The organism is Vagococcus sp. (assembly GCF_052102835.1).
Lineage (GTDB): Bacteria > Bacillota > Bacilli > Lactobacillales > Vagococcaceae > Vagococcus.
Map to the genome: position 1 here is coordinate 401,647 of NZ_JBQEIL010000001.1, position 16,255 is coordinate 417,901.

Here is a 16,255-nt window from a genome sequence, read left to right on the forward strand (position 1 = left end):
TTTATTGTAACACGCTTTCTTTTAAAAGCCTATCCATTCCTTTTTATTCCCAGATTTTCGACCAAAAATCACCAACTCGTTGTGCACCTTCCCGAACACCTTCAGTTAAACGACCCGCTCCTTCTTTAACCTTACCACCAACTGTACTCGCTCCTTCTTTGACTTTATCACCAATATCATCCAATTGTTCACCCCACTGTTGACTGGTACTTGATTCTTCCTCTGGTTGACTGGCATCTTTTATTGTAAAAGAAGTGTTGGGGGAGGCCGCTAGTATCCGTTGCGTTTCATCTTTAAAAATTCCGGCTAAATTACTGCCACTCGATCCTGTTAGATAATGATCTGGACCACTTTTATCAAAACCAATCCAAGTCGTCACGACCACATCTGGTGTATAACCGATAATCCACTGATCTTTTGACATGCCGTCCACACTTGTATTCTCTGTGGTTCCTGTTTTACCAGCAATGGTATATCCCTGTGGTTTAGCTTCTATCCCTGTTCCAGAACTAAAAACACTTTGGAGCATACTTGTCATCGAATCAGCAACTTCTGGGGTTGTCACCCGTTTTTCTTTTGCTTTTTGATTTTCGTAAATAATCACACCTGTTGGATCTTCAATTCGAGTAATAAAATGTGGTTCTTTGCGCATCCCCTGATTAGCAAAAACACTATACGCACTTGCCATTGATAATGGCGTTGTTCCTTTCGTCAAGCCACCTAATGCCAATCCGTAGTAGCGATCTTTTTCATCAAGTGTGACGCCAAATTGCTCTGTTTTCTTAAATCCACGGTCTATCCCAATTTCATGCATTAACCAAACAGCAGGGGCATTTAAACTTTGGGCTAAAGCTTCGTACATTGGAACTTCCCCACTATAGGTTTGCGAATAATTTTTCACATCATAATAATCGAGTGCTTGATCTTGTAAAATATCATCCGGCTTATACCCCGCTTCCAAAGCAGGGGTGTAAACAGAGAGAGGTTTCATCGTTGAGCCTGGTGGTAATTTTGAATCTGTTACTCGATTTAACCCTCGATATTGATAATCTCGCCCTCCAATAATACTCAGCACTCCTCCTGTTTTAGGGTCCAAAGCGACAGAAGCACCTTCAACTATTGCCCCGTCTGAAGCTTTCGGAGGAAACAAACTATCATTAGCAAACGTCGTATCCATACCTTGTTGGTATTGTTGATTTAATGACGTAAAAATTTTATACCCACCATTTGAAATATCACTATCATCTAATTTCGTTACTTTAACTGCTTCGTCAATCACTTTATCAAAATAATAAGGATAGCGATAAGAATCATGATCTGGCTGATAGGTATCCGTCAAATATAAAGGTTCTTTCATTAAGGTTTGTGCCGTCGCCTCATCTAACTTACCATTATCAACCATGACGGAAAGCACTGTATCTCGTCTAGCAATGGCATTATCCATATGATCAATCGGGTTATAAATACTCGGACCTTTCAACATCCCGACAAGGACTGCCGCTTCATCTATCGTTACATCCTTAGCACTTTTTCCAAAATATTTTTTTGACGCATCTTCGACTCCCCAAACCCCACTACCAAAATAAGATTTATTGAGATACATCTCTAAAATTTCATCTTTTGAATATTTTTTTTCAATTTCGATTGCTAAAAATAACTCTTTCGCTTTTCTTGTTAAGGTCTGTTCTTGTGTCAATTTTGCATTCTTTGCTAATTGCTGAGTAATGGTACTCCCACCACCCCCACTATTATTACGCCGAACCACTTTTCGAACCACGGCCCGAGCGATTCCTTTCACATCGTACCCATGATGCTTATAAAAACGACGGTCTTCAGTAGAAATTAAAGCGTCTTTAATATAAGGTGAGACTTGGTCAATCGGAACAAAGCTCCCTTTCGCTCCATAAACAGCTAGAGTTCCCGCTTCTTCGCCTTTGTCATCATAAATCGTTGTGACTTGTTCCAACCCTGTTTTTAAGGTATCAATATTTGCCGTTTTGGCTAAATAAAATAAATAAGTACTCGTCACTAATGTCACTGTTAACATTAATAACAGGACGACTTTGGTTAGGTGGTATTTTTTCCAAATCCGACCAAAGCTTGTTGAAAACTTCTTCCAATAAGGTTTGAACCACTGCCACGCATGAATAGCGTAACTTTTAATGGTCGCTATTATTTTTTTAAAGTCCATATAAACTCCTTTGCTACCTTTTATAATTGCTCCTTAATTTTAGCATAAACTCGCTTTTTCCGTATGCTACTAAAGTCTTAAATTCATTTCAGTCCTATCATGACATGAATTTATTAATTTTCTGTGTTACAATTTCTAAAAATACGTTAATTTTTAGGAGCTTAAATAATGAAATTTAGTATAACTTTACCCAAGACACAACAACCTACCGATATAAGAAATCTATTAGAACAGGACTGGCTGATTCCACGGAAAGTCCGACACTTCCTAAGAACTCGTAAAAATGTCCTTTGTAATGGACAACCTATCTTATTTCATGAAAAGGTCCAAGCCGGTGATCTTATCACTTTAATTTTTGAAGAAAGTGACTATCCACTCCCTACTCTTCAATTCGGAAATAAAGCAAACTGTCATATTCTTTTTGAAGATGAACATCTGATTATTCTAAATAAAAAAGTCGGAGTCAAAACACATCCTAATCAACCAGATGAAACCAATACACTCTTTAATGATGTCGCAGCTTATCTCAAAGAAAAAAATCAAGTCCCTTACGTTGTTCATCGTCTTGATAAAGAGACTAGTGGCGCTATTTTATTCGCTAAAAATCCAGTGATTTTACCTATTTTGGGTCGGATTTTAGAACAAAAAGGCATTCAACGTCTCTATGAAGCAGAAGTCGCGGGACACTTTGCTTCTACCGAGCCTTTTACTATTGATAAAAAAATCGGACGCCACCGCCAAGATCGACGCAAACGGGTGGTTGACGAACAACAGGGTCAAAAAGCGGTCACGCACGTCACACCGTTCAAAGAAACAGCTAAAACAACCTGGGTAACGTGTCAATTGGAAACTGGGCGAACGCATCAAATTAGAGTTCATCTAGAAGCCATTGGGCACCCCATTATCGGTGATCCTCTATATGAAAAAAGACTCACCCGAAAAGTGAGCCGTTTACAATTACATGCTAAAGAATTATCACTGGTTCATCCCTTTACTAAGGAGACTATTTGTGTGGAAGCTCAGCCTTTATTATCCAACCAAAATGATGACTTTTCTGGAAAATAAAAATCAATACCCACAGAAGTATCTTCAACTTGAACGTCTTTAGGTAACCTTAAGAGCAAATAAACATAATAAAAATCACCAATACAAGCAGAACTATGGAATGTTCCTATGATAATGAAAACTTCCGGAGAAAGAACGTTCATCCATAGCAAGATGACTAATAATAAAGTAATGACTACAAAAGGAGCCAATACGATGACTAAAAACGGGTTCTTACGGTATAATGAGCCAGGACTCGTTGCATAGGCCATTCCACTTTTAAATCCAAAACGGACCTTTCCTTTTGGATTAAACCATTTAAAGAAAAAAGCATGAATTACTTCATGTAAAAGCACAAAACCAACAAGTAAAATTAAAATAAAAAACAATTGCCTAAGAGAATAATTGAATGTGAATGATGGCTTTAAAAAAACCGCAAGAGCTATAAATAAAAGAAAAAATAAAACGGTTAAAGCAAGTGACCAAAGATTTAATTTTTTTATTAGTTTTTCGTTGTCTAAAAGATTTAACGAGCGGTATAACTTCAAATGATTCACCTCTTTCAATTCTCATTTTAGCCTATTTAATTCATCTTGTATATCTTGAAATTTTATCATTAAAGGAGTTACTATGTTATTTATTATTGAAACATTTTTTATTTTTATAATCTCAATTAAAATCGCCGCCCTTGCATCTGTTGGACTTCTGGTTGTTTTTTATAAATTAAAACAGCGATTCAGACCCTTGACTTCATTAGAATGGGAAGCCTATTTCCAAAAAATGACTGTCAAAAAAATGTTCAGCTCTATGTACCTTTCTTTTTTCATCATGCTTAGTGCCATTGCTGTAATTGATGGTTTTATCTTTTGGGAAAAGAATTTTATTTACAGTATCACGCTAATGTGTGCTGGTATTTTTCATATCGTTTATAAGTATCAAACTAACAAAAACCAATTAAAAAAAGTATTTGAAAAGTTTCCAAAAAAATAATCTAAAAACTTTTTTGATTTTTCTCATTTGGAGAAGAATTAAAAAAGTTTTTCTATTTGAATGACCACGTTCAATTTACCTTAAACAATTGATTATTCTTTTGGTGCCTTTCTTAAATTAACTAACACGAGTGAGTACATTACCCCACCAAAAAAACAGCCTCCTATAAATAAACCGATGACTCGAGGTAGACTAACTAAATCCTGCCACTTACCATCAAAAATCATGATATCAACGATATCTTGAATCACAAAAAGTGACATAAATAAAACAGCAGATAAAACGGCTTTTTTCTTCATTCTTCTTTTGACTTTAGGCTCCTCTTCTTCGGTCACCTCATACTCATCTAGCTTACGGTCGGAGACAGCTAACAGCAGATAGGCTGGAATGATAAAGGCAAAAACGATGGTATGTACACTGAGTAAGGTCCATAATGTAATAACTGGATATTTTATTGCAACCATAAAAGCAATCATATTTGAAAGCATCAAGTACCACCACAACCAAGCAAAAACGTTGGCTCCTATCCGATTTGCCTCTTGCTCACGATACTCATCAAAGACTCCATTAATTCCTAATAAGCGCTTCAATAATTTTTGTGTCATTGTTTCTTTACTTTTCATCTTTTTCTTCCTCCCAAAACAACTGATTTAAATCTGTTCCTAATACTCGTGCTAATTTAATACACAATTCTAACGATGGGTTAAATTTATTATTTTCAATTAAATTCACCGTTTGCCTAGCCACTCCTATCTCTTTGGCCAATGCCAATTGTGACATTTTCTTAATCTGACGATAGTCACGGACTCGATTCATTGCAATCTCCTTTGTCATATATATATGACTTAATTCTATGCTCAGTTTCATAGAAAGTCAAGTATATGTGACACAATAAAAAAATAAAAAAAGGATAACCTTTCTAGGCTACCCTTTTTAATTATTTTTGATTAACCAAGCGATACTGCTTTTTAGTAGCTTTATACAATTTTTTTAATTCTTTCTTATTTTCAGTTAAAAATTGATTCACTACTACTATCGTTTCTGGCATCATTAACGTGCCTACATTATCCTGATCCGGAATCATCTGGATTTTTTCGTCAATTCTAACATCTCCAGAAATGGATTGATTTTTAGTGAGTGGGACACTAGCAAAGACTTTATCCTGTCTAAACATTAAACTCACCTTAGATGTCGTCTCCTCTTCAAAATAACTCATGATCCAGATTGGTTCTTTCCTAAATAAAGAAAAACGAACTTCTTCCTTTAAATTAAATTTAGGCGCCATCATTGTAATTGTCCCTTCTCGGTAGATAAAACTATCTTGAATAGGCTCCCAATTTTTTTCCAAATATTGATAGTCTTTCTTAACAATTATTAGCCAAATCACGCTCACCGTAAACAATAGTAAGACTGTAGAAACAATCCCAATAAGTAGACCTTTATAATATTTTTTTGCTTTGACATCTTTAGTCGTTTGTTCAACCATGGCCATGTCCTCCTTTAATAAAATATCCAGAGACAAGTCATATAAGTTACTTAAATCAACCACAAAAGCTAAACTTGGTAGCGTTCGCCCGACCTCCCAACTTGAAACGGTTGTTCTTGATATATGTAAAATATCTGCGACTTCTTGCTGTGTATAACCTTTATTCGTTCGAGCACTTTTTAAACGTTCATTTAGTTCCATTCAAACTCACCTCCTTCTTTTTATTATGATATTTTTTTAAAATAAACATAGCTTTCATCTGTGGCTAACCTCAATTTTATCTTGCTACAATCCGTAGCATCCTTGTTAACACTAGCTTTCAATAAAATTCACAGCCGTTGGAATAATCTTTTATTACCAGAAAACCTCATGTTCTCTTTTATAATAAAAGAGAACATGAGGTTATTTTTTTAGTAAGCTTTAGCCCAATGCATCATATATTTCGCATCTTCACCATTCCATAAATCTTTAACACCTGTTAAATCATCATTTTGACGAGCGAAACTCCAACAACGAGAAGTGGCACCACATTTTTCTTTAATCATTTCTTCAACAGCAGGATCCCCTGACCAAGGAGCGATCACGAAACCACCTTCTTCAATCAGTTCAAAGAATTCTTCTGCCGTGTGGGCTTCACGTGTTTTTTCATCTTGACGAGCCTTAGCAGCAACAAACATATCTTGATGAATAGTATCTAATAACGTTTGAAGTGTTTCATTTAAATTAGAATCTAATGGTAATGTTACTTTTTCTAAAGTATCACGACGAACGGCTACCACATGTCCAGCTTCGATATCTTTCGGTCCAATTTCTAAACGAATTGGATAACCTTTCATCTCAGCTTCACTAAACTTCCATCCTGGTTGTTTATCACTAGAGTCAACTGCGACCGTCATGTCTGTTTTTAATTGATCACGTAACTCATATGCTTTATCAAGAACGCCTTCTTTATGTTGTGCAATTGGTACAATCAAGACTTGTGTTGGTGCGATACGTGGAGGTAAAACTAGACCACGATCATCACTATGAACCATGATCATCCCACCAATTGAACGCGTTGTAATTCCCCAAGAAGTCGTAAAGACGTTTTGTTCTTTACCTTCTTTATCCGCATAAGTAATTTCGAACGCTTTACCAAAGTGATCACCTAAGTTATGTGATGTTGCGATTTGAAGCGCTTTTCCATCATACATCAAGGTTTCATTTGTATATGTTTTTTCTGCACCTGCAAATTTTTCTTTCTCTGATTTCAAACCAGAAACTACTGGAATCGCTAAAATTTCTTCACAAATATACACATATAATGCTAACATATCTAATGTTTCTTTTTCTGCTTCATCATGAGTCGCATGAGCAGTATGACCTTCTTGCCAGAAAAATTCAGTCGTTCTTAAGAAAGGACGCGTATTTTTTTCCCAACGCACAACACTTACCCATTGGTTATATAAAATAGGTAAGTCACGGTGTGAATGAATAATTTTTTTGAAATGTTCACAGAATAGAACTTCTGAAGTCGGACGAATAGCTAAACGTTCTTCTAATTCTTTGTCGCCACCGTGAGTTACCCACGCAACTTCTGGCGCAAAACCTTCAACGTGTTCGGCTTCTTTTAATAACAAACTTTCTGGAATAAACATTGGCATTGTCACATTTTGATGTCCCGTTGCTTTCAACTTAGCATCAATAATGTCTCTTAAGTTTTCCCACAATGCAGTTCCTGTTGGGCGTAAAATCATGCACCCTTTCACACTTGAATAATCACATAACTCAGCCTTTAAACATACATCTGTATACCATTTGGCAAAATCGTCATCACGACTTGTTATTTGTTTAACAAAACCTTGCTTTTTAGCCATTTTTTTTCCTCCTATAGTGGTCATTTAAAAATAAAAAAAACTACTTTGACGCAAGGACCTAAAATGGCGGTACCACCTTGCTTCAAAGTAGAGTTTACTTTACAACTTATGTGATGATAAAGGTATCAAACCTATAAATATTATCTCAGTAGGCAGGTTCAAGGGCTTATACGATAAAGTCTTTTCAGCAAGCGACTTCTCTCTAATCCAATCGTCAAGATTCCTTTACTAGTCCTAAAACATTTCTCTCTATGTATACGGCATAGTCAAATTGAATAGTAACATTCTTAAAATCAATTGTCAATTTTACGTTGGTACCTTTTTTCTTTAAACATATGTTGAAAAGACATCCACGGATGATAGAGTAACATTCGCGGACCCGAGTAACGCATAATTTTTTGCATTTTCAAACGATAACTTTTTTTATAACAATGAACAGGACAGACTTTACATGTTGGTTTTTCTTCACCAAAACAACAAAAATCAAGGCGTTGCATCGCATACTCCATGACTTCTTCTTTTTCCTCTCTTGAGGTTTCATCTTTGAATTGACGATAATAAATTTCAATCATCGCTTGGACTGTTTTTCGTTCAAATGTTATCCGAGGTCCCTGATTTTTTTCTTTCATTTACTGACCTGACTCAAGCCGATTTTTAAGCTTCTCAATATCTAAGTTAGCATACCGATTGAAAAAAGGGGCCAACGTTTCAAAGACCCTTTGATTTTTACCGAATTCATCATTTTCGACTTGTAAGACTAAAAGAGGTTCATGCAAACTCAAGCGCACCCTGTCCCAACGGTGAAGTCAGTGTCACACGAATACCTTCATCTGTTTCTGGATCTTCAATCATTCCTGCCGTTTCTTTTACAAATGAAGCCAACTCATCGATGATTTTAACCCCATATTTTCGATCATCAACCTCACACATCCTAAAGCGAACTTCCTCAGCTTCAGCAGGCTGTTGTAATTGTGCAATCAGATCACTAATGGTTTGATTTTTTTCACGTAATTTTGGTAAGAGCATCAAAATTTTAGCAATCACATAAGCACCATCATCAAGAAAGTAATTCTCCTTAAATGCAGCATGACCACTCGTCTCAATCGCTAGTGGCGTTTCAATTCCTTCTTGATTGAGTTCGATTGCTTTATTAATTACATTTCGATATCCACATAAATAACGAACTTGATGACCTCCTAATAATTCAATAAAATCCTTTAAATGACTCGATGTCGGTGAATTCGTGACAATCGTACTTCCTGGAACCTCTTCCAGAACCATTGTTGCTAATACGGCAATTAAATTATTGCGATTAATCACTTGCCCTGAAGCATCAACAACTGCCGCTCGATCAACATCCGTATCAAAAATAATACCCAAATCCGCTTTTTCCTTCAAAACAGCCGATTGAATACTCGCCATCGCTTCTTTATTATCTGGATTTGGCATGTGATTAGGAAAATGACCATCCGGCTCTAAAAATTGACTGCCTGCGGTATTAGCACCTAGTGGTTCTAAAACAGCCGCTGCAAAAAAACCTCCTGCCCCATTACCGGCATCGACAACTAGATGAAATCCTGCCAAAGGTTGAGCCGTACCTGTCCCTTCTTGGATTTTTTTTACTAAATCTTGCGCATATAAAGGGAGTAACTCTTGAGCAGTCACGCTACCAATATTTCCTTTTTCTACCTGGTAAGTTGCAGCAGCGGTCAAGATCCATTCGATATCTTCATGTTCAGCACCGCCTTCTTTAGTAAAGAGCTTAATCCCATTATAATAAAAAGGAAGATGACTCGCGGTAATCATCACACCGATATCCGCTTTGGTTTCCGCAAATTGAGTCGCCATAAATAAAGCGGGTGTCGTCGCTAAGCCAACATCTAAAACCGTCACTTCTTGTGTTAAAAACCCCTCGATTAATCCCTGTTTTAGTTCACTTGCGGATAAGCGACTATCATGACCAATCGCTATTTTTAAGGGTGACTCTAATTTTTCTTTTTTTTCATCAAACCATTTTAAAATTCCTTGAGCAATTACATTCGTAACGTCTTTAGTCAGGTTTGCCTGACCTTTTTCGGTTGAAATCGCAATCCCACGAATATCAGAACCGTTCATTAATTCTGTTAGTGCCATATTTTCCTCCATCTCTCTTTTAGAAAAGGGTTTCATTTTTATCATTATAACATAGGATAAAAATAGAAAAAAGTTCGTATGAGAGCCAGCTTTCTGACCTCATACCAACTTTTATTATTTTAAATTTAGTGGAAAACTTGATAACGATCTGTTTCATCCATAAATTCTTTTTCACCGGCATCCGCTTCAATTGAACCAAAAACAAGTTGTGCACGTAAGCTCCATGTTGTTGGGAGAGACCATTCTTTTTGAACAGCTGCGTCAATCAATGGATTGTAATGTTGTAAATTAGCACCAAGTCCAGCTTCTGATAAAGCTAACCAAACGTTCGATTGCGTTAAGCCACTTGCTTGTTCAGACCACACTGGAAAATTATCGGCATATAAAGCAAATTGCTCTTGCAACCCTTTGACAATATCAGTATCTTCAAAGAACAAAACAGTCCCTTTGGCTTGAGAAAAACCTTGTAACTTAGCTTGAGTATTTGGAAATGCTTCTGGTGGCGTTACCGGTTTTAATGCTGTTTCTGTGAGATCCCATAATTTTTGATGAGCCTTATCAAATAAGATAACCACTCGCTGTGTTTGTGAATTAAATGCTGTTGGTGAATGTTTAACAACTTCTTTGATTAAAGATTCTATTTCTTCATCTTTTAAAGATACTTCTTTTCCTAAAGTGTAAATTGAACGACGTTTTTTTAATATATTCATAAATTCTGGCATGTATTGCACCGATCCTTTTCTATTTAAATGAATTAACTTAACAAATAATAGTATACATGCTTACTATTTGTAAGTAAAAAGATATGCTCACTTTTTTAATTGTTTTTTGCGAGATAATTTTTTAATCCGGGTAAACTTAACATGACTACAAAACTAATCAAATAAATGATAGATAAAAACATCACAACTACCATTAATGAGTATTGATCCATTATAAAGCCAATTAAGACTGATGAAAAGCCACCGATTGCTCGACCAACATTCATAATAAAATTGTTTGCCGTTGCTTTAATTTCTGTCGGATAAAGCGAACTAATAATCGCTCCATAACCACCATACATCCCGTTAATAAAATAGCCGACAATAATCGCCGCTAATAAAAGAGACCATTGCCCCTTCGCCAACGTCAATAGATAGACTGTCACCGATGAAGCCAATAAGAAAATCCCAAAAGAAAGACGAGGACCTAATTTATCCATTACCGTTCCAAAGGTTAACATTCCTAAAGACATGCCAATAATCGTACTCACCATCCAAAGAGAAGAACCTGAAACCGATAAGCCAAGTTGTTGTTGCATAATGGAAGGGAGCCAGTTCATTAAACCAAAGTAGCCCGCAATCTGAACCGTTACCATCAGCGTTAGACCCATCGTTTGCCACGTTGTCTTTTTATCTTTAAACAATAATCCTATTCTAGGGCGTTCATTTTTTGTTTTTGTTTTTTCAAAAACTTCAGGTTCTTTAATATCACGGCGGATCCAAAGAACAAGTAGAACAGGTAGAACCCCGATTACATATAACATCTGCCAGCCAAATCTTGGAATAATCAGAGAAGCAAGTAAAGCGGCCATGATTGCTCCAACTTGAGCACCTATTGCAACCACAGAAGAGGCTTTACCTAAATTCTTTTTATCAAATGTTTCGGAAACTAGAGACATACAAGCCCCATACTCTCCACCTGCTCCCAATCCCGCAATAAAACGAAAGAGATAAACTAAATAGATATTTGAAGCAAAGAACATACAAAGGGAAGCGAGACTAAAAACAATAACCGTATAAGAAAAAACTTTAACACGTCCAACACGGTCGGCCATGAGTCCAAAAAAAATACCCCCAACCAACATTCCCAAATTAGTTACTGTCGCAATCAAACCTGCTTGCGTCCCACTAATATGAAAAGATTGAATAATGGAGGATAACGAAAAAGCTAAAAACATAATGTCCATATTCTCTAAACCAATTCCTGCTGCGGTGGCTAAAAGCACCTTCTTTTGTTCTCTAGACACGAACAATCAACTCCCTTTTTTAAGTATTTTTACTATTAAACCATACTTTCAAAATTTTGAAAAGAAATTTTTTTAATTTTCATGAAAAAAGGAGAATAAAAATAAAACAAAAGGCTGACCTTTTATCGGCCAGCCTCCTTCTTTAAAACGATTATCTCACTCTTATTTAAACCTCAATTTTTTGATTTCTTTTTCTTAGCATAACGAACTGCTTCAACTTTTGGGTATTGATTAAAATAAGGTTCTGGGTATTTCTTGAGCCACTTACGTAAAATATCAATTGTAATCATCGCATACATTAAAAATACAACGATCGACAAAGTTACTTGAATCACCACTAGACTTTTATTCATCGTTTGTTTTGTATTAATTAATTGTGTAAATTCGACAAAGGCACCTGGTAAAAAAATCAAAAGATAACGTAAAAACAAAGGTGAAATAAAGGTCTTTGCTTGATCAACTGGCTGCAAACGAATCCGAACAACTAAACCACCCAATGTTCGACCTTTAAAAAATAAGGGCATAATAACGACTAATAAAAAGCCCCATAACAAACGATCGATTGCTACCAGTCCTGTGTGAAAAGGTAAATGTGCTAAAAAACTAGCCACACTTAAGCTTAACCAAACATCAATCAATTGGGCACCATATGAAGCTAACTGATTTGGACGATATTTCTCATCATGTACTTGAAGTTCCTCTCGATTTGGAATAAAAAACAAGAACAAAGGAGCAACGAAAAAGCCCAATAACGTTCCTGTTGTATTCATCACAAGATCAACGGTATCAAAATAACGATAAGGGTGGTCAAAATAGCCAAAGAAAGCAGTAATCTGAGAAACTTCAAAAAATAAAGAAGTACCAAACCCTCCCAATAATGCCCAATACCAACGGGAGATCTTTTTGACAAAGTAACGAATATAAACGCCTAACGGCACCAACAGTAAGACATTAAAAAAAACTTCTAAAAATGTAAAGGATTTTATCAATAATGGATACGTATTAGAGGCACGCCAATCAAAACCTGGTACTTGTTGAAAGGTCTGTAAAAAATGTAAAGGGTTCAACTGAACTCCAGTCCCTTGTAAAAGAGGGGCATTGTGTCGCGTTTCTGGAAAAGGCAAACTGACTAAGAAAAAGGCTGTTAATCCATAAAAGATAAAAGAAAAAATCATGAAATTTCGCCAAAAGTTTAAATACCCATGCTTTCGATATTGATAAATAGCCCATGGAACCGTTCCTAAAAAAGCCAATACGATAAATGTCCCTAACGCAACCATAATCGGTGTCAAATAGGTCCGAATCATTCAAAGCACCTCTTTTCTTTTTTTAAGTATATTGACGCCACTTTAACAAAAAATGTTCAGTTTTGTCAATGACCCAAAATAATAAAAAAGCCACCAAACTCAAAATAAAAATACCGCTATACATATCTAGATAATCTAATCGACCCCAAGCATCCATAATAAAATAACCTAAGCCATACTGAGTTCCATACACTTCTGTAAAAAACAAAATAGCGATTGCTGTACCTAAAGCGACTCGAATCGCACTTAAAACAGAAGATAGTGCATTGGGCAGTGTAATTTTTTGAAAAATCTGCCATCCACTAGCACCTAGAACACGATAATTTTCATAATAGCTTGTCGGAATCCCTTTAACTCCATCTCGAACCGAAAGAATTACTTGAAAAACAACAATTAAAGCGATCAAGATAATTTTAGATAAATCACCTAAACCAAATAACAACATAAAAATCGGCAGTAAAGCAACTTTGGGAATAGGATAAGTTAAGTAAACCAAGGGATCTAGCCACTGATTCCACTTTTGTGAGCGTCCCATCAATAAACCGATTCCTGTTCCCACCACAACAGCTAACAAAATCCCCCAAAACAGACGAACTAAGCTATTATACAAATGATAAAAAACCTCTGTCGGATTAAGTGTTAGAAGATGTTTAAAAACAAGCAAAGGACTAGGAAGCATCGATTGATTTAGCCACTTACTAAGTAGCGTCCAAGCGATTAATAAACCGAGTAAAGCTAAAAAAGTACTTCTTGATTGCGATCGCTTTTTTTTCATCCTTGTCGTAACTCCTCTCGAATCGATTGAACCAACGGATAAAAAGCAGCATGTTCTCGACGTTCCTCTGGTAAATAGTTCACGCACGGGTTTTGCCAAACTTTTTTAATCGTTGCAGGTTGCCCAGACAATAAGACAATGCGATGCCCCAAATAAACAGCTTCTTCGACATCATGAGTAATCATCATGGTTGGTACCGGACGTTCAGACCATTGTGTCAAAAATAAAAGCTGGATTTTTTCTCGTGTTAACGCATCTAAGGCTGAAAAAGGTTCATCTAAAAATAAAGCATCCGGATCAAGCAACAAGGCTCGAGCAATTGAAACACGTTGCTGCTGTCCGCCACTTAATTGACTGGGATATTTTTTCAGCACTCGCTCTAAATCAAGCGTTTCAACTAAATGATCGAATAATTGCTGTCTGGAATGCGTCCAGTCTTGATGTCTTAAACGAATACCTGTCATAATGTTTACCTCGACAGACTGCCAAGGTAATAAGCCATAATTTTGTGGAATCCATCCCAACGCATGTTTCTTAGTTGAGATGGGCTCATGATTCAATAAAACCTGGCCTTCTGCCAAAGGAACTAACCCCATCACGCCACGAATTAAAGAAGATTTACCCGTTCCACTTGGTCCAATAAGGGTGATTAGCTCTTCCGTCGCTACGTCTAAACTTATCTTCTCCAAAATGGTTTGGTCTTCATACGCTAGCCTAATCTCCTCTAGACGAAGCATGCTCTCTCCTCCTTAATCTTTAGTTTCTGATAATAGGGAACTTAAAACATCATTGGTTTGCCATTTCTTTGTTAAAATCCCTTGTTCTGTTGACCAATCAAAAGCCGCTTTTAACTGGCTTTCATCGACTTGTTTCGCATGAACATATTTAGGTAATTCAACCTGATCTTTAATCTCTTGAGAAAAACCGATATTTTTTTCTAACACATCATAATAGTCATCTAGCTCATGTGTATTTAAATAATCGACCCCCTTATCGTAAGCGCGATAAAAGGCTTGAATGGCTTTTTTATTCTCTTTCAAAGCTTGAGCAGTGAAGGCAAAAACCGTCGTCTGAATGTCTAATTCATTACTATTCGCTAATTCAGTTAGACCACTAGCTAAACCAATCGTTCGAAAAGGCTCAGGAACAACAGTTGCCGCAATTTTTTTGTTTTTTACTAATTCTACACGAACTGGAATCTGTGGAACTTCTTCAAACCCTAAATCATTAACACTCAGACCTTCTGTTTCCACGGCTTGATCTAAAAAATAAAAGGGTGCCTGATTTTTCGCATAGCCTACTTTCTTATCCTTTAATTCCTTCAGCGATTTGACAGATTCATCCCCTGTCAAAATTGAAAATGTCCCACTCGATTGACTAACAATTTTAGCCTCCAAATCACCCATTTGATAAGCACTTACTGCTATTAAGTCCGAATTTGCTCCTTCTAAATGACCACTTGAAAAAGCCGCATCTCGATCTTTAGGAGATTTAAAGCGTTGTAAATCTAAAGTAAGGCCTTCCTCTTTAAAATATCCCTCTTTTTCAGCTATATAAACAGGTAGACTATCCACCGCAGGCATTGCTCCAAAACTTAGAGATAATTTCTCTTGATTTTCTTGTTTCGTTACCGATTCTTTTTCTTTCGGCTTAGCCGTACACCCCGCTAGAGCAAAACCCAATCCTGCAATAATTAAACCTGATACTAATTGTTTGTAATTCATTTTTTCCTCCTATGATACTTTAAAATTTGCCACGTCTTTCATTATACAACAAAAAAAAGAAGGGTCGAAACAAAATGCTAGGCAAGTTGTTTCAACCCTTTTAATTTTTAGTCTTTTTCTGTTTCTAGAACCTCGCCTGAAACGGCATTAACTTTAACGTTGGTTTCTTTCAAACCATCTTTAATTTTAATATCCCAAAAAGTAATCGACAACTCTTTATCGAGTTCAGCTTCCGTCGCATGTCCTGTTCCCACTTCTTTTTCAGCAATTTTTATTGCTTCTTCTGGGTTCATTACCTTAGCTAAATCAAGTCGTTCAGCCTCACGCTGCTCTTTCCCTTGTTCTTCGGCATCAATCTTTTCATCGCGACCTTTTTTTATTTCTTGTGTTTCAGCGTTTACTGAAATCTCATATTCACGGTCGTCATCGCGACCTTTGACATTATAATAAACATCACCCAATTTAGAATCTAACTCAACACTCGTAATATCTGTGTCTGGATACGTTTCTTGGTACTTATCAACGGCTTCCTCTAAAGATACTTTTAATCCTGTCAATTTTGAGTTTTCATCTTTTTGCTTGCTTGCTTGTTCTGTTTTACTATTTGACGATTGTTTATTCCCTGTTTCATTTGCTTTAGAACAAGCCGCTAACGATAAAGTCGTTGCTAAAGTTAAACCGATTAAGAGATATTTTTTTTTCAATGTTCTTCCTCCTTCAAATTAGTCCACTTTAGTTTAA

16 protein-coding genes and 1 pseudogene are annotated in these 16,255 nt (G+C 36.3%); 2 read left to right on the top strand and 15 right to left on the bottom strand.

The genetic code is table 11. The annotated features are described in order from the left end of the window. Positions 1–43 precede the first annotated feature (43 nt). The gene (locus tag ACTJFD_RS01810) at positions 44–2,191 is read right to left on the bottom strand and encodes a PBP1A family penicillin-binding protein (RefSeq protein WP_442259326.1); all 2,148 of its coding nucleotides are present in this window, start codon (positions 2,189–2,191) and stop codon (positions 44–46) included. A gap of 168 nt (positions 2,192–2,359) precedes the next feature. Between ACTJFD_RS01810 and ACTJFD_RS01815 the strand changes: the two genes are divergently transcribed. Then, a complete protein-coding gene (locus ACTJFD_RS01815; protein ID WP_442259327.1) occupies positions 2,360–3,256 on the top strand; it encodes an RluA family pseudouridine synthase in 897 nt (298 codons plus the stop codon). On the opposite strand, the gene ACTJFD_RS01820 is transcribed toward ACTJFD_RS01815, so the two are convergent. Then, on the bottom strand, positions 3,211–3,783 hold the full coding sequence (locus ACTJFD_RS01820) for a DUF3267 domain-containing protein (RefSeq protein WP_442259328.1): 573 nt from the start codon (positions 3,781–3,783) through the stop codon (positions 3,211–3,213). The two genes, ACTJFD_RS01815 and ACTJFD_RS01820, sit on opposite strands and share 46 nt — an antisense overlap. Before the next feature lie 82 nt (positions 3,784–3,865). Between ACTJFD_RS01820 and ACTJFD_RS01825 the strand changes: the two genes are divergently transcribed. Next, positions 3,866–4,225: a hypothetical protein gene (locus tag ACTJFD_RS01825; protein WP_442259329.1), complete on the top strand. Its 360-nt coding sequence runs from the start codon at positions 3,866–3,868 to the stop codon at positions 4,223–4,225. 92 nt (positions 4,226–4,317) lie between these two features. Here the strand turns inward: ACTJFD_RS01825 and ACTJFD_RS01830 are convergent, their stop codons facing one another. From ACTJFD_RS01830 to ACTJFD_RS01890, 13 genes and pseudogenes are all read right to left on the bottom strand, one after another. Further along, positions 4,318–4,848 (bottom strand): DUF3278 domain-containing protein, encoded by a 531-nt coding sequence (locus ACTJFD_RS01830; RefSeq protein ID WP_442259330.1) that lies wholly within the window; start codon positions 4,846–4,848, stop codon positions 4,318–4,320. Continuing rightward, complete coding sequence (locus ACTJFD_RS01835; RefSeq protein WP_442259331.1) at positions 4,838–5,041, bottom strand: helix-turn-helix transcriptional regulator; 204 nt, start codon at positions 5,039–5,041, stop codon at positions 4,838–4,840. Before ACTJFD_RS01835 ends, ACTJFD_RS01830 begins: the two co-directional genes overlap by 11 nt. A gap of 121 nt (positions 5,042–5,162) precedes the next feature. After that, positions 5,163–5,912, bottom strand: coding sequence for a helix-turn-helix domain-containing protein (locus ACTJFD_RS01840; protein WP_442259332.1), 750 nt, complete (start codon positions 5,910–5,912; stop codon positions 5,163–5,165). A 209-nt stretch (positions 5,913–6,121) separates the two neighbouring features. Further along, complete coding sequence (gene proS, locus ACTJFD_RS01845) at positions 6,122–7,567, bottom strand: proline--tRNA ligase (RefSeq protein WP_442259333.1); 1,446 nt, start codon at positions 7,565–7,567, stop codon at positions 6,122–6,124. A 293-nt stretch (positions 7,568–7,860) separates the two neighbouring features. Then, entirely contained in the window at positions 7,861–8,196 is a 336-nt protein-coding gene (locus ACTJFD_RS01850) for a nitrous oxide-stimulated promoter family protein (protein ID WP_442259334.1), read from the bottom strand. Next, positions 8,197–9,700, bottom strand: a pseudogene (locus ACTJFD_RS01855) (phosphomannomutase/phosphoglucomutase). Positions 9,701–9,825: 125 nt separating this feature from the next. Continuing rightward, positions 9,826–10,422, bottom strand: a complete 597-nt coding sequence (locus tag ACTJFD_RS01860; RefSeq protein ID WP_442259335.1) for a nitroreductase family protein — start codon at positions 10,420–10,422, stop codon at positions 9,826–9,828. A gap of 95 nt (positions 10,423–10,517) precedes the next feature. Continuing rightward, on the bottom strand, positions 10,518–11,648 hold the full coding sequence (locus tag ACTJFD_RS01865) for an MFS transporter (protein WP_442259379.1): 1,131 nt from the start codon (positions 11,646–11,648) through the stop codon (positions 10,518–10,520). Positions 11,649–11,881: 233 nt separating this feature from the next. Then, positions 11,882–13,015, bottom strand: coding sequence for a VanZ family protein (locus ACTJFD_RS01870; RefSeq protein WP_442259336.1), 1,134 nt, complete (start codon positions 13,013–13,015; stop codon positions 11,882–11,884). Positions 13,016–13,037: 22 nt separating this feature from the next. Continuing rightward, complete coding sequence (locus tag ACTJFD_RS01875) at positions 13,038–13,790, bottom strand: ABC transporter permease (protein ID WP_442259337.1); 753 nt, start codon at positions 13,788–13,790, stop codon at positions 13,038–13,040. Then, positions 13,787–14,527, bottom strand: coding sequence for an ABC transporter ATP-binding protein (locus ACTJFD_RS01880; protein ID WP_442259338.1), 741 nt, complete (start codon positions 14,525–14,527; stop codon positions 13,787–13,789). The genes ACTJFD_RS01875 and ACTJFD_RS01880 overlap by 4 nt, the downstream gene beginning before the upstream one ends. 12 nt (positions 14,528–14,539) lie before the next feature. Then, the gene (locus ACTJFD_RS01885) at positions 14,540–15,514 is read right to left on the bottom strand and encodes an ABC transporter substrate-binding protein (RefSeq protein WP_442259339.1); all 975 of its coding nucleotides are present in this window, start codon (positions 15,512–15,514) and stop codon (positions 14,540–14,542) included. A 107-nt stretch (positions 15,515–15,621) separates the two neighbouring features. Next, the gene (locus tag ACTJFD_RS01890; protein ID WP_442259340.1) at positions 15,622–16,218 is read right to left on the bottom strand and encodes a PepSY domain-containing protein; all 597 of its coding nucleotides are present in this window, start codon (positions 16,216–16,218) and stop codon (positions 15,622–15,624) included. Positions 16,219–16,255: the final 37 nt, after the last annotated feature.

Excerpts from the sequence above, each read along its gene's own strand:
- ACTJFD_RS01810 (WP_442259326.1), bottom strand. The coding sequence starts at position 2,191 with ATGGACTTTAAAAAAATAATAGCGACCATTAAAAGTTACGCTATTCAT.
- ACTJFD_RS01815 (WP_442259327.1), top strand. The coding sequence starts at position 2,360 with ATGAAATTTAGTATAACTTTACCCAAGACACAACAACCTACCGATATA.
- ACTJFD_RS01825 (WP_442259329.1), top strand. The coding sequence starts at position 3,866 with ATGTTATTTATTATTGAAACATTTTTTATTTTTATAATCTCAATTAAA.
- ACTJFD_RS01830 (WP_442259330.1), bottom strand. The coding sequence starts at position 4,848 with ATGAAAAGTAAAGAAACAATGACACAAAAATTATTGAAGCGCTTATTA.
- ACTJFD_RS01835 (WP_442259331.1), bottom strand. The coding sequence starts at position 5,041 with ATGAATCGAGTCCGTGACTATCGTCAGATTAAGAAAATGTCACAATTG.
- ACTJFD_RS01840 (WP_442259332.1), bottom strand. The coding sequence starts at position 5,912 with ATGGAACTAAATGAACGTTTAAAAAGTGCTCGAACGAATAAAGGTTAT.
- proS (WP_442259333.1), bottom strand. The coding sequence starts at position 7,567 with ATGGCTAAAAAGCAAGGTTTTGTTAAACAAATAACAAGTCGTGATGAC.
- ACTJFD_RS01850 (WP_442259334.1), bottom strand. The coding sequence starts at position 8,196 with ATGAAAGAAAAAAATCAGGGACCTCGGATAACATTTGAACGAAAAACA.
- ACTJFD_RS01860 (WP_442259335.1), bottom strand. The coding sequence starts at position 10,422 with ATGCCAGAATTTATGAATATATTAAAAAAACGTCGTTCAATTTACACT.
- ACTJFD_RS01865 (WP_442259379.1), bottom strand. The coding sequence starts at position 11,648 with ATGGACATTATGTTTTTAGCTTTTTCGTTATCCTCCATTATTCAATCT.
- ACTJFD_RS01870 (WP_442259336.1), bottom strand. The coding sequence starts at position 13,015 with ATGATTCGGACCTATTTGACACCGATTATGGTTGCGTTAGGGACATTT.
- ACTJFD_RS01875 (WP_442259337.1), bottom strand. The coding sequence starts at position 13,790 with ATGAAAAAAAAGCGATCGCAATCAAGAAGTACTTTTTTAGCTTTACTC.
- ACTJFD_RS01880 (WP_442259338.1), bottom strand. The coding sequence starts at position 14,527 with ATGCTTCGTCTAGAGGAGATTAGGCTAGCGTATGAAGACCAAACCATT.
- ACTJFD_RS01885 (WP_442259339.1), bottom strand. The coding sequence starts at position 15,514 with ATGAATTACAAACAATTAGTATCAGGTTTAATTATTGCAGGATTGGGT.